The sequence below is a fragment of the Chryseobacterium sp. MA9 genome, assembly GCF_024399315.1.
Taxonomy (GTDB): Bacteria; Bacteroidota; Bacteroidia; order Flavobacteriales; family Weeksellaceae; genus Chryseobacterium.
In genome coordinates, this window is record NZ_CP075170.1 from 4,210,451 (window position 1) to 4,223,843 (window position 13,393).

Sequence of the window (13,393 nt, forward strand, 5' to 3'; positions counted from 1 at the left end):
CTTTTTTTAAAAACAAAATACATTAGGAAATGAGAAAGGTTTGTCAAGCGCAGAAGATCTTTACAAACACTAGCAGGCATAGTTTATAATAAGACAGAGCTTTCTCAAACCTAGAAATGATATGAGATGAATAATGAGTGATAGCCATAGATTTTCATATTACCTATTACTCATAAAAAAACTGCGGGAATGGTGGAATGGCAGACACTCTTGATTTAGGATCAAGCTTTTGGGGGTTCGAATCCCTCTTCCCGTACCAAAATATAAATGATAAGCAATGAGCAATAAGTAATGCTGCAGTGTGAAAATTACTAATTACCCATTACTTATAAAATCCGGAAGAGTGGTGTAGAAGGTCTGCACGTTAGTCTGAAAAACTAAAGGTACAGGTTCAATTCCTGTCTGTTCCACAGAAACATGAATGATAAGTAATAAACAATGAGTAATCATTGATACCTGATTAATTTCTGGCATTATCATTACCAATTACTCATTAATTTAAACCTTGATTCATAGTGTAATAGGCAGCACACAAGATTTTGATTCTTGTAGTTTAGGTTCGAGTCCTAATGAATTAACAGTATTTACTCTGATAGTGTAATGAGAGCATCTCAGTCTCCAAAACTGATGGTATCGGTTCGAGTCCGGTTCGGAGTGCAAAAGATGAATAGTCAATAGTGAATTTTGCTTCGGAAATGAATTTAAAAAAATTGATGATTCACAATTCACAAATTAATTTAAAACAAAATTTAAAACATGTAGAAAAAATGGAAACGCAACAACAAACATGGCAGAATATGAACGGAAAATTTTTCCAAAACTCTATCACACAGCTGGTAGAAGAAGCCATCATCCGCGAACAGGCCAACGGACACCGTCTGAAAGTATGTGTGGGATCAGACTCTCATGTATACGGAGATGCCATCAGCTATGCTACGGCAGTAGTATTTATTCGTGAGGGAAAAGGAGCGTTTACCTTTATCAGAAAAGAAAGAGAAATACAGAGTATCAGTATCAAGGAGCGAATGCTTAATGAGGTTAACAAATCCGTTGAAATTGCATACGCTATCTGCTCTGTGTTGGATACTTATGGTGTGGAAATGGAGGTACACGCAGACATTAATACCGATCCGGATTTTAAATCTAATGTTGCATTAAAAGATGCAATGGGATACATTCTGGGAATGGGATATGTGTTTAAAGCAAAACCTTTCGCTTTCGCAAGTTCCAACTGTGCTGATATGATGGTGTAAAAAGATATGAAGTCAGATGCTGGAAGCTGGAAGTTTTTGACACTACAGTATAAACTTTCAGTGTTCAGCTTCTAATCAAAAAAAGTCATGGAAAAAACAAAAAGATTACTGTTTCTGGATGATATAAGATACCCAATAGAGGCTTATCATTATACAAAACAGGATATTTTCCTCAGAAGCGATTGGCATATCGTTCGGAATTACGAACAGTTTGTTAACAGAATTTTGGGAAAAGGACTTCCGGAAATGATTTCTTTTGACCATGATCTTGCCGATGAGCATTATTTCAAAAAGGATTCCCAGGAATATGTTGAAAGAACAGGATACGACTGCGCCAAATGGCTGATAGAATATTGTATGGACAACTACTTGGACCTTCCAAAATTCTACTGTAACTCTATGAATCCTGTAGGAAAGGAAAATATTCTTAGCCTTTTAAAAAACTTTAAAAAACTGTAATGGACATTTTTAGATATATCCAAGATATAAAAGTACATCTGAAACTCACATTTGATGAGGTGGACGGATGGTTCAATAAAGATAAAGAAACGTTGAATTATCAACCTTCAAACGGAGGCTGGACAATTCAGCAGATTTTAGAGCACATTTATCTTACGAATTTTTATCTGCTGATCCTTATTGAAAAGGGCTCAAAAAAAGCAATGAAGAATTCTTTACATCTTGATCTGGAATCTGAAATGAAAAACTACAGATTCAATAAGGAAAGCTTTGACAAGGTAGGTGAGCATGGCGCTTTTGAATGGATACGACCGGAACATATGGAACCAAAAGGAGAAGGAAATCTGGATGAAATCAGAAACCGGATTACCCAACAATATCTTCAGTGTTTACAATATCTGGAAGTAATGAAGAATGGCGAGGGTTTCTTGTATAAAACAACAATGACGGTGAATGAACTGGGGAAAATTAATGTATATGAATATATTTATTTTCTTTCACTCCATGCTCAAAGGCATATTACCCAGATGAAGAAAAACGAATCAGAAATGATTAAAAACTAAAACAAAATGATTTTCAAAACATATAACTCTATAGAAAATGCTTACCAGGCCCGCGTGATCGAACAGATCAGGATGCAGGGTTTTGGGGACGAGGTTTTCATAGTACAGGAAAAAGTTCACGGAGCTAATTTCTCTTTCTTTACCGACGGAAAGGAAATTAAAATCGCGAAGAGAACTGCTTTCATCGAAAAAGATGAGAAATTTTTCAATGCACATCAGATTTTGGAACGCTACAGAAAAAATGTAATAGAAGTGTTTCAAAAAGTGAAAGCCATTTACCCGGATGTAAAAACTGTAGTAATCTACGGTGAATTGTTCGGTGGCGGTTACAAACATAATGAAGTGGAACCCGTAAAAGATGCTGTAAAAGTACAGAAAGGTATTGAATATGCCCCTTACAACGAATTTTACGCTTTCGATATCAAACTGAATGGAATTACCTATTTGGATACAGAAGTTGTCAATCAGATTTTTGAAGAGACAGGATTTTTCTATGCTAAAATTTTGTTTCAGGGAACTCTGGAAGAAGCTTTGAAATTTCCCAATGTTTTCAATTCAAAAATTCCGGCTTGGTTGGGATTACCTGAATTGGAGAACAATATGTGTGAAGGTACCATTGTGAAAACTTTAAAAACCAAATATTTTGGAAACGGTGCCAGAATCATTCTGAAAAATAAGAATGAAAAATGGGTAGAAAAGTCCAAAATGGTTAAAAAGGAAGGTAAAACTGTTCAGAAGCAGGTCCATTTCAGTGAAAAAGCTCAGGGAATATGGGAAGAAATCCAAAAATATGCTACAGCCAACAGATTAAATAATGTGGTAAGCAAAATCGGCGAATTCGAACCTAAAATGATAGGTAAGGTAATTGGTCTTTTTTCACAGGATATTTTAGAGGATTTTCAAAAAGACTTTCCGGCAGCTTTCACAGCTATTGAAAAAGACGAGCAGAAAAGGATCAATAAAAAATTGAATTCTTTAGCAATTGATTTTATAAAAGAAGAGTTGATGACTCTTAAAGTGTAGTTTCGGTGATTTTTTTACCGAAACTTTTTTATGTATAACCTTAACCGTAAAGTAATATGATTTTTACGGTAACATTCAAACAATTAAAAAAATGAAACCCAATATATTTTTTACAGCAGACCATCATTTTGGTCATGAGAATATTATAAAATTTTCAGAAAGACCTTTCGAATCTCTGGATCATATGAATGAAGAACTCATCAAAAGATGGAACGAGAAAATTCAACCTGGTGACACAGTTTACCATTTAGGAGATATGAGTTTAGGAAAACCGGATTTTACAAAGGAAATTTTAGACAGGTTAAATGGTAATATCCATCTGATCAAAGGCAATCACGAAGGAGCTGCTTTAACTTATCCCAAGCGGTTTGCTTCCATCAGAGATTACCATGAACTGAAAATTGATGAACCGGATCAAAATAACGGTAAACAGAAAATCATCCTTTTCCACTACGCTATGCGTACCTGGAATGGCTCACACCGCGGTGTCTGGCAATTATACGGTCATTCACACGGAACCTTGCCGGATGATGAGATGGCACTCAGTTTTGATGTTGGAGTAGACTGCCACAACTTTTATCCGGTTTCCTACGAGGAAGTCAAAGAAATTATGAAAAGGAAAAAATGGACACCTCCATTTGCTCCTAGAAATTAAACAATGAGTAATGATTAAATGTAGAAAAAGTAAAAATGAAACTTCATTTAGTATTGAATAGCCCTCATCATACATTTTACTTTTTATATAGTACATTTTACAATAACAATGAAAACAACCAATGAGATTATTATCATCGATCTGGAAGCTACGTGCTGGGAAAACGACAGAATTCCCATCGGGCAGAAGGTCGATATTATAGAAATAGGGATTTGCAAATTAAGCTTAACATCAAAAGCAATTTCCCAAAAACAAAGTATTTATGTAATTCCCGAAAGATCAGAAATCAACAGATTCTGCACAAAACTGACCGGAATTACCCCACAGCTGATAGAAGAAAAAGGAATCTATTTTGAGGAAGCCTGTGAAATGATTAGGGATCAGTACCATTCTGCACCGCTTACCTGGGCAGGATATGGAAACTTCGACGGAGAGCAGATCATAGAACAATGTGATTGGCTCGGTATAAAAAATCCTTTTTCAGAAAATTATCTGAATGTGATGTATGAATTTAAAAGACATTTCGGACTGTATAAATCAATAGGTCTTAAAAGAGCTCTCAATTATCTGAATATGGATTTTGAAGGTACACATCACAGCGGAGCAGATGATGCTTACAATACAGCCAGAATTTTAAGTAAGATTCTGTAAATAGTAATTAGGCTGGAAGACTGAAGCTGGAGGCTGAAAGTAAATTAGAAACTGTAAAAACTTCCCTCTTGCCAAATCAATCTTCCACCCTTTAACAATTAAGTTTTAAACAAGTGAAAACAACAGAAAATATATTAATAGTAGACCTCGAAGCAACATGTTGGGAAAACCGACCGCCTAGAGGGCAGGAAAGTGAGATCATCGAAATTGGTGTTTGCATCATGAATGCAAAGACAGGTAGGATCTCTAAAAATGAAGGCATTCTTGTAAAGCCCCAGTATTCAAAAGTAAGCCCATTCTGTACGGAACTTACTACTCTTACCCAAAATATGCTGGATAATGAAGGAATCATGCTGGATGATGCTTTCGATATTCTGAGAGCAGAATATGATTCAGAAGAACTGACTTGGGCCAGCTACGGAAACTATGACCTGAATATACTTCAGAACCAGGCAAGAAGATTCTACACAGATTATCCTATGAGTGATGACCACATCAATGTGAAAACATTATTTGGAGAAATTCATCCTACCATCAGGAAAAGTGTCGGGATGAACAGAGCTTTGGGTGAATTGGGCCTTAAGCTGGAAGGTACGCACCACAGAGGAGTGGATGACGCCAAAAACATTGCAAAGATTCTGCATTGGTGCCTTCAAAAGTCCTTGTGAAACCCTTAAAATTCATATATTTAAATATCTTGAATATTAATAAATGACTGAAAAATATAATATCCTGGAGCACATGAGAATGCGTCCTGCAATGTATGTCGGTTTTCTGAACCATTTTGGCTATAATGAATTAATAAGCTATTTCATTAAAGATTTTATCAGAGCACATATCTATGATATTACTTTTATCCTGAAAAGAGATAATAGACTGGTTATGAAATGGACTAGTTATAAAGAAACGCTTTTTAATACAGAAATCATAAAGAAGATTCATCAGTATCAAGAAGAACCATTTTATTTATCATTGGCTGGTATTATTGCACTGACAGAGTGTTCTACGATTGAGATTAATGGTTTATCTGTATTACAATCAGAAAAAGGAAACTTTGACGTTTTGGACAGCATCAATTATATTAATGATGAAGAGAGCTGCAGTTGGACGATTGATTTCATTCCTGATCAAAATATTTTTAAAGATTTGATATTGAGTTACCAAATTTTGAATGATTTATTCAGAAGATTTTCCTTTTTGGATTCAAATATGAAAATAAAAAGTATTGATGAATCTAAAGATGAACAACAGATCAATATTTTTCATTACCCAAATGGTTTAGCAGAGATCATAAATTATGAAGTGGAAAAGAGATTGCGGTATGATTTTTTTTTTACATTGAATTTTCTGAAAAAAACAGAATATTCATATTCAGTAGCATTTGCCTTTGCAGATAATCAGATCTTTAAACCTAAAATCAAGATATATGCAAATTATCAAGAAACCTTTCTGGGGGGATCTTTACTGGATGGAATTATACAAGGATTCAAGATGTCTTTGAAAGAAGAAGCCGTAAAGAGAAATATGAAATTAAATATAAGTACAACAAGACTTAAAAAATACCTGTTGCTTTATGCTTCTGTACAAGGAGAACTTACATTTTTGGGTTCAACAAGATGGAAGCTTGGAACTCCGAAAGTACAGACAGAAATTAAGAACTTTATGTACGAAGAGCTGAAACTTTATTTTGCCAATAATGAAGATAAGGCAATTCATATTTTACAAATTTTACAGGATGAATAGTAAAAGGCTCCCTTTAATATGGGAGCTTTTTGTTGATATTACTGACAATACTTTCACTGATTGTATTATGTAATTCCTCAGGAATAGAATGACCCATTCCCTCAATGAGCACAAACTCAGAACCCGGAATTGAATCCGCAATATCTTTTCCACATTCAGGATGAAAGATCAGATCATCTGTTCCATGAATAATCAAAGCCGGAGCAGTTATTTTTTTCAACATGTTAGGATCATACTGAAAAGAGCCCATAGCCATAAGCTGGCGAATGATGCCATTTTTTGTTCTGGAACGATGAAGCTCTTCTTCAATCAAAACCTTTTCCTGATTCGGATCAAACAGATATTTTGAACCTGATATTTTTTCTGCAAAATGAAGTTTCTCTTCAAAATACTCTTCTCTATGAAGAAAAGGATCTGCAGACACTTTGGTCATCATAGCCATCACTTCAGGATCTGGCTTGGGAAGAGTAGGATTCAAAGAGGTAGACATGATGATCGTTAATGATAAAACTCTTTCCGGATAATATGAACCTAAAAGCTGTGCAATAATTCCTCCCATAGAACGTCCTCCAATATGGGCTTTCTCAATTTTTAAGTAATCCAGTAAACCAATAACATCATTCGTCATATCCATCAATGAATAGGGGATACTTTCCTTACTCAATGTAGCGAAGGTTTGTTCAATCCCTTTATCAAAAGGAATTTCATTCTTTGTATTATAAACAGAACTTCCTGAATCCCTGTTATCAAAACGAACCACTTTGAAGCCTCTTTTCACCAGAAGATCACAAAATTTGCTATCCCATCGGATCATCTGGCTTCCTAATCCTGAGATTAGGACTATATTTTTGGAATTTCCTTCACCAAAAATTTCGTAACATAAGTCTATACCTTTTATGCGAATCGTTTTCATAGAAATTAATACAATTCTGTGTTACTTTCTGAGATTACTTTCTGCTCAGCTTTCTGTATCTCCAGACGATAGTTGATATATTCATTATTCTGATCAGGGACAATCAATGCAAATTCAAAAGTAAAAACATCACTTCCATATTCAGTCCATTCCTTCTGTAATTGTGCATGGGTAAACGATCCGCCGTTTAAAAGGAACTTCATTTTATTCACCAGCGCTTCAAGATTTAAAGAAGCCTGTATAAACTTTTTTCCATTCAAAGTATTCGTAACAGCAAGAGCTCCCATTGTTGTTTTATGATCCTTTGCTTTTTTCCTAAGCTGTTTTTTTAATGTATTTTTCATGCTTTCATTGTATATTTCCTCCTAAATCAAATAGAAATTCGGTTACTGTTTTTAAAGATTTACTCTTTTTAGAAGGAATAATATCTTTGGTAAGATGCTCTGCACTTAATTTAGCCTCTTCAAATATCTTTTTGCCACTAGGTGTAATGACCACATAGCTCACGCGGGCATCTCTTTCATTGGTTTCCCTGGTTACCAATCCTATTTTTTCCAGTGGGTTCAGTAATCGTGTTACTCCAGACGCCGTAAGACCTATTTTTTCAGCAAGGTCTATTCTTCGCATCCTGCTCTCAGAAGAAGAATTCAGAATATAAAGAATAACAAAGTCATTGAATCCCAGACCATGAACGCTCAGGGAATCGAATTTTCTGGAAATTACAGACTGCAATTTATTGATGTTTATTAAAAATAATAATTCAGTGCTTATCATTGAAAAGTATTTGAGTTGTAAAGTATTTTTATTTTACAAATATATAAAATTTAATGAATTGCAATCCTGCTTTTTATATTTTAAATAAAATTAACGTATCTGTCCTATATAATGGTTTTATTATAAGATATTACAAATTCTAAAAATAAGACACCAAATAATGTGTAAATATCAGGGTAGAGAGTCTTTAACAACTTTTTTAATAATATATCTTTAAACAGAGAATTGTTTATATGATGTTAAAATGAGGATATTAGTTGTTTTATTAACTTAATATTTTGTTAAAAAATTCACTTTAATGGGATAATTTACTGTCTGTCAGTCATTTTTTTTTATTTTAGCTGATAAGAATGAATTTATGCTTATTGATGAGGGTTTTAAGAGAAAATATTTAAACTATAAAATAAAGGAGATAGTTTCTTTTCTTAAAAAGCTTACACCAAAGATAAAAAAGAAGTCGTTGCTCAATAACCTGAAACAAATTTATACATCAAATTAGAAGCACATGAAAGAAAGACTTTATGAGATCCTTAATGAGGAAAAGATACATGAGATTATCCCTTTTTTAAAAGAGCTTAGTAATGAAGAAAGGAAAACACTGGTGCCATCTATAAAGAAAATGGATAGGGAGATCAGTAAAATTGTGATGACTAAAAACTCCTACCATACAGCAGGATCTGTGAATCAACATTCCATTATTGATATTGCTTCATTTGTCTGCATGGACAAAAAGAATTTCGGTAAAAATTACTGGAGTCTTTTCCGTAATGCAGAACAGACCGAACAGATTCTGGAGTGGGGCTGCCCGGAATGGTTTTCAGATTTTATCAATGAATCCGTAGAAGCTGAATTTACAGCATTTAACTATAAAGATATTTTAGGATGGACAGAAAAAGGTTATGTAAAACCCAAACCGGAACTGCTTGGACATCATCTGAGCAATTATCCTGCTGAACTGGACCGCCACCCGGAAACACTTAATACACACTTTTGGTATTTATGTGAATATCCTTCCAAATCTTTACCCTTCCGTAAAGAATGGTTTCCTATCGTTCAGAAGTTAATTACAGAAAAAAAGATTGAAAGAAAAAGATTTTTGAAAGAATGCCTTCTGGCTTCCAACAGAAATTTTAATAAAAATGTCACAGGCTGGTTTATGGATGCATTTACTTCATTAAAACCAACTGAAGAAGAACTGACTGAACTGCAGGATGAATTGCTTGCAGGGCTGGCTTCCTCACAGTCAAAAGCCGTGAATACCATATTGTCACATTTGAAAAAAATTGTGGGAGTTCCTGATTTTAAAAATGATGAATTTTCCCATTACCTTCCGAATCTACTGAGTTCGGAAGTAAAAACAGTGGTGGTTTCCAGTCTGGTACTGACCGAAAAAATATTCCAGAGAAAAAAAATAGATCCTGAAATGCTGGGAATGGCTTTAAGTACGGCATTTGTCAGCAAAGATGATGGCGTACAGTCAAAAGCTGCGAAGATCATCCTTAAGTATATTCCAGCTTCAGAAAATATCATAGAGGCTCTTTCCCATTATTCAGATAATATACTGACGAATGTACGTCCTCTTCTGATAAAATATATTGAAGAAACACAACCAGAGCTGGAAGCAATAGCTTCGAAAAAATTATCCCTGACTACAGAGGAAAATGCCGTGAAAGTACTTCAAAACTTTGAAGATCTGATGTTTTATCTTCCTTTGGCCATGGATGATCCATACAGCCAGCATTGTGATATTGCTTTGACTGGATTTATCCGTTTTGCCGGTGATGTAAATGCTGAGTCTGTGAAATTAATAGAACCGGTATTTTTGAAAGCCTGTAAAACAATTGCGAAGTGGGAAGTTCCCTATCTGAATGTTTTATTGTGCAATGCTATTATCAATTATGGCTTGGATTTACTGGAAAAATATCCGATTCAGCTTAAAAACCTGGAAAAAATTTACCATAAGACCAAGGAAGAGGAAACAGCAAGAGAATCTTACTCCAATTATCAGAAAAAATTGGGGCCGATTGAAAATGTGGGGGCAGATTGTCCTGCCAGAATAGCTTTTAAGGAGCTAGCTATCCATGCTTATGAAAAAATAAAATCAGGAGATAAAATCCCGTTATTGTTTCCGGTTACCCATGCTCCATGCTGGATTTCCCCTGTTACACTGGTGGAAAGACTGGAGAGCTATCAGAATAATAATATTGAACCTCATCATCTGGATATTCAGCTGGCATTGCAGCGTTGTGCTTTAGACAATACTTCAGAAGCTGTCATAGAAGTTGAAAGAAGATTAAAAGGAGAATATAAAGAACTGTTACTTTTCTTCTTTGGCAAAAATGCTAAGCCGGAAGGAAAATTTGAACACCCTTCATGGTGGATGACTGCAGGAATTACCCGTTCGCCGGAAATCGTGTTTGAAGAATTCAGCAGCTTCGGGTATGATGATATTCCTGTAGAATTCTTTTCAGGGGCCTACAAATGGAAAACTATTGATAATAAGAAAAACTCATACTATCCTGTAGAGCTGAAGATTATTATTCCGAAATATCATCTTGTAAAAAGGAGAGAACCTTTATTCGTGGAATATTTCGTTGCCGAACAGAAAGAACTTTCCGAAATTCCTGCTTTGATGCTGTGCTTTCCGAATACTCCGGCAAATGCTTTGGCGAAAGTAATCAAACACTGTCTTTTCTTTTCAGGAATTGCCGAAGTCTATGAAAGAAGTCTTGTTTTGAATACAGCAAATGCACTTTATCAGGTTAAAAAACCTTTGGATGAAATTGGATATCTGTTCTTAGGAACTATTTTCCTTGACAGCGATAAGACGATCCGTGGTACAGCAGCTGAAATTTGGCTGGAACACGTTTCTTCCCAAACGATGGATAATGCATGGTTAGGAAGAGTGATCGGTCTGCATGAAAAGCTGGAATGGGCACCTGTTAAAAGATTAACAGATCTTATGCAGCATCATATGCTGAATGTCAGTAAGAACCATAATATTGCTCTGGAAGAATTGATTTCCAATATATTGCTTCAAATGGAAACACCGGTAACCAATCTGAAAAAGATTCTGGAAATCTACCATGAAGTATTGGCTTTGAATCACTCAGAAGCACATAAAGAGATAATCGTAAAACTAGATAGCTGGAAAGAAAACTCGAGTCTGAAAAAAATCTGCAGTCTTCTTCTGAAAAAATAGATCATGGAGGGTATGCTTATTTACAACTATTCAGGAGCATCCTCTTTAGTAAGGAAAGATGCACTTGAAGAGCTTTTTCTGGCTAAATACAGTGAAGTACATAAAAATACCGATGCTCCATGTTTTTTCTGGGGAAATATCAGGCAGCCTTTTATTTTAGCACGTTGCCTGATTACACTTTCCAATATTGTGAAATCCAGCTTTAATCTGTCTACGTTTCAGATGGCGCTTATCAAAGATCCGATAGTAACAGCCGGAAATCAAAGACTGCGCTTTGAAGGTTTTTCTCACTGCGCGGGAGTCTACGCAAGAGTTGACATACTGCCTGACGGTCTGGAAGGTGAGTTTCTGGAAAACGGAACTACGAATGTAGATTTTAATCAGCCTATGATAACCGCCCTGGGAAGCATCCGTCCGAATGAAAAAATTATGCTTTCCGTGGGTGAGAAAGAAGTGGGCCTGTACAAAAAAGAAGAAAAGATAATAGAAAAAAAAGTTCCTTTACCTACAAAATGGATCAAAGGACTGGGTACTGTTCAGGTTTATTTATCAGAATCTGAAAAAAGGTATACTTTTAATAAAATCCAGGCTCAACAGCTGTTCCGGGGAATGCCGAAAGGAACTATAAAATCGGATTATTATCTGATTGTGAGAGGAAACAAACCCATTTTTTCTCCGGTAAAATCAGTGGATGCTGTTTGTATAGGCGGGCTCCACAGGCTTCGTCTTTTAGAACCTTTGCTTCCTTATATTGATTGTATGCAGGTTTTTGCACATTCTAATATGCAGTCTACGACATGGCAGCTCTATATGGGACATATCAGATTCAGCTTCTCTTTGTCAAGAGAGTGCTGGAGAGGTTTCTCAGGAGAAGGTGCTGTATTGGAAAACCTTATTTCTGAGGTTTCTGATGAGTGGATTGATGCTTTGGATAAGTATGCCTATGCCAATCAATCTTTTAATCCAGTCATCCTTGCTCTGAAGGAAAATCTGAGTTTCAGCAAGGCTGATAATATGACAGGAAGACTCGCTGCAATGGGGTTACTGGGCTATGATCTTGATGATCATGAATTTTTCTACCGCAGACTTCCTTTTAAATTAAGCCGTATTATTGGTCTCAATCCCCGTATAAAAAATGCTGAAAAGCTGATAGAAAGCGGAAAAGTAGAAATTTTAAATAACAACAAAGAAAGAACAGAAGCCAGAGTAGAAGGAACTGATGTACATCATACGGTAATCATTGAAGAAGAAAAAGAACGCTGTACCTGCGAATGGTTCAGTAAATATCAGGGAGAAAGAGGTCCTTGTAAGCACGTGCTGGCAGTGAAGAAACTGGTAAGCGGTTAAAATTGCTTTTATTATTTTGTGACAATCGCAAGGGCGCAGAAATTTTATTTAATAAAGATTCTATTTTGATCTCATAAAGCCTTTGATTTTCTTGCGCCTCTGCATTATGTCTGCATCTAACAAATATTTCTATATCAATTTTTTATCTGCTTCATCCATTCCTCATAGCTAAGTACACCCAATTCCGGTTTACTTTCCCCTTCAAGAATAGAGATAAACTCAAGTTGGTTTCCATCCGGATCATTAAAATAAATAGCTAGTGCTGGCATCCACGCAAATACCATAGGTTCAATACTTCCGTTTTTCAGGAAATTGTAAGGTTTCAAATCCTTATTTTTCAAAAATTCTACCGAATAATTTAAAATATCTTCTTTACTGCTTGAAAAAGCAAAATGTCTCGTCTGAAGATTTTCCTTCTGCTCCCATAATCCCAACATAAATTCTTTCCCTTCTCCAACCCATAAAAAAGCAATAGGTCTGTTTTCATCTCTATGAGCCAACTTCAACCCTAGTGCCTCCGTATAAAACTGTATCGCATTTTCCAGATTGCTTACCTGAACATGAGTTTCATATATTCCCTTAATCATAGCTTAATTTTAGGAACAAAGCTAGAAAACGCTTTCTGAAAAACACATAAGAGATGATTTCTTTAATGAAAATGAATGATAGAAGGATTTTATAATTAGGAATTAGGTTGTTGTTAAATATCAATATTTGTTTTCAATGTTAATTCAATAGAGAGCTGTTTTGAAAGTAGATGAAGAGAATCCCCCTAATAAATTCTGACTTCATTCATCCGGCTTTATTCAA

General features: G+C 35.3%; 14 protein-coding genes and 3 tRNA genes. 13 read left to right on the forward strand and 4 right to left on the reverse strand.

The features are described 5' to 3' along the window. Nucleotides 1–183 precede the first annotated feature (183 nt). From KIK00_RS19300 to KIK00_RS19350, 11 genes are all read left to right on the forward strand, one after another. Nucleotides 184–259: transfer RNA gene (locus KIK00_RS19300), tRNA-Leu, on the forward strand. 78 nt (nt 260–337) lie between these two features. Continuing rightward, nucleotides 338–410 (forward strand) — tRNA-Phe (locus KIK00_RS19305). A gap of 176 nt (nt 411–586) precedes the next feature. Then, nucleotides 587–657: transfer RNA gene (locus KIK00_RS19310), tRNA-Trp, on the forward strand. 110 nt (nt 658–767) lie between these two features. After that, nucleotides 768–1,253, forward strand: coding sequence for a ribonuclease H-like YkuK family protein (locus KIK00_RS19315; protein WP_255813906.1), 486 nt, complete (start codon nt 768–770; stop codon nt 1,251–1,253). An 87-nt stretch (nt 1,254–1,340) separates the two neighbouring features. Next, nucleotides 1,341–1,712, forward strand: a complete 372-nt coding sequence (locus KIK00_RS19320; RefSeq protein ID WP_255813907.1) for a cyclic-phosphate processing receiver domain-containing protein — start codon at nt 1,341–1,343, stop codon at nt 1,710–1,712. Further along, the gene (locus KIK00_RS19325) at nt 1,712–2,275 is read left to right on the forward strand and encodes a DinB family protein (protein WP_255813908.1); all 564 of its coding nucleotides are present in this window, start codon (nt 1,712–1,714) and stop codon (nt 2,273–2,275) included. Before KIK00_RS19320 ends, KIK00_RS19325 begins: the two co-directional genes overlap by 1 nt. A gap of 6 nt (nt 2,276–2,281) precedes the next feature. Then, a complete protein-coding gene (locus KIK00_RS19330) occupies nt 2,282–3,298 on the forward strand; it encodes an RNA ligase, Rnl2 family (RefSeq protein ID WP_255813909.1) in 1,017 nt (338 codons plus the stop codon). A gap of 91 nt (nt 3,299–3,389) precedes the next feature. Beyond that, nucleotides 3,390–3,953, forward strand: a complete 564-nt coding sequence (locus KIK00_RS19335; RefSeq protein ID WP_255813910.1) for a metallophosphoesterase family protein — start codon at nt 3,390–3,392, stop codon at nt 3,951–3,953. 108 nt (nt 3,954–4,061) lie between these two features. After that, entirely contained in the window at nt 4,062–4,604 is a 543-nt protein-coding gene (locus tag KIK00_RS19340; RefSeq protein ID WP_255813911.1) for a 3'-5' exonuclease, read from the forward strand. Between the two features lie 113 nt (nt 4,605–4,717). Next, the gene (locus tag KIK00_RS19345) at nt 4,718–5,272 is read left to right on the forward strand and encodes a 3'-5' exonuclease (protein ID WP_255813912.1); all 555 of its coding nucleotides are present in this window, start codon (nt 4,718–4,720) and stop codon (nt 5,270–5,272) included. A 43-nt stretch (nt 5,273–5,315) separates the two neighbouring features. Beyond that, complete coding sequence (locus KIK00_RS19350) at nt 5,316–6,347, forward strand: hypothetical protein (RefSeq protein WP_255813913.1); 1,032 nt, start codon at nt 5,316–5,318, stop codon at nt 6,345–6,347. A 13-nt stretch (nt 6,348–6,360) separates the two neighbouring features. Here KIK00_RS19350 and KIK00_RS19355 read toward each other — a convergent pair whose 3' ends face one another. From KIK00_RS19355 to KIK00_RS19365, 3 genes are read right to left on the reverse strand one after another with little or no spacing between them, the layout of a single operon-like run. Beyond that, nucleotides 6,361–7,260 carry an alpha/beta fold hydrolase gene (locus tag KIK00_RS19355; RefSeq protein WP_255813914.1) on the reverse strand — a complete coding sequence of 300 codons (900 nt, stop codon included), beginning with the start codon at nt 7,258–7,260 and terminating at the stop codon, nt 6,361–6,363. Nucleotides 7,261–7,265: 5 nt separating this feature from the next. Beyond that, nucleotides 7,266–7,604: a GIY-YIG nuclease family protein gene (locus tag KIK00_RS19360; RefSeq protein WP_255813915.1), complete on the reverse strand. Its 339-nt coding sequence runs from the start codon at nt 7,602–7,604 to the stop codon at nt 7,266–7,268. Between the two features lie 4 nt (nt 7,605–7,608). Beyond that, nucleotides 7,609–8,034: a MarR family winged helix-turn-helix transcriptional regulator gene (locus tag KIK00_RS19365; protein ID WP_255813916.1), complete on the reverse strand. Its 426-nt coding sequence runs from the start codon at nt 8,032–8,034 to the stop codon at nt 7,609–7,611. A 505-nt stretch (nt 8,035–8,539) separates the two neighbouring features. Here KIK00_RS19365 and KIK00_RS19370 point away from each other — a divergent pair. Then, the gene (locus KIK00_RS19370; protein ID WP_255813917.1) at nt 8,540–11,236 is read left to right on the forward strand and encodes a DUF6493 family protein; all 2,697 of its coding nucleotides are present in this window, start codon (nt 8,540–8,542) and stop codon (nt 11,234–11,236) included. Nucleotides 11,237–11,239: 3 nt separating this feature from the next. Then, nucleotides 11,240–12,583, forward strand: coding sequence for an SWIM zinc finger family protein (locus KIK00_RS19375; protein ID WP_255813918.1), 1,344 nt, complete (start codon nt 11,240–11,242; stop codon nt 12,581–12,583). Between the two features lie 134 nt (nt 12,584–12,717). Here KIK00_RS19375 and KIK00_RS19380 read toward each other — a convergent pair whose 3' ends face one another. Continuing rightward, entirely contained in the window at nt 12,718–13,170 is a 453-nt protein-coding gene (locus tag KIK00_RS19380; protein WP_255813919.1) for a VOC family protein, read from the reverse strand. Between the last annotated feature and the right edge of the window lie 223 nt (nt 13,171–13,393).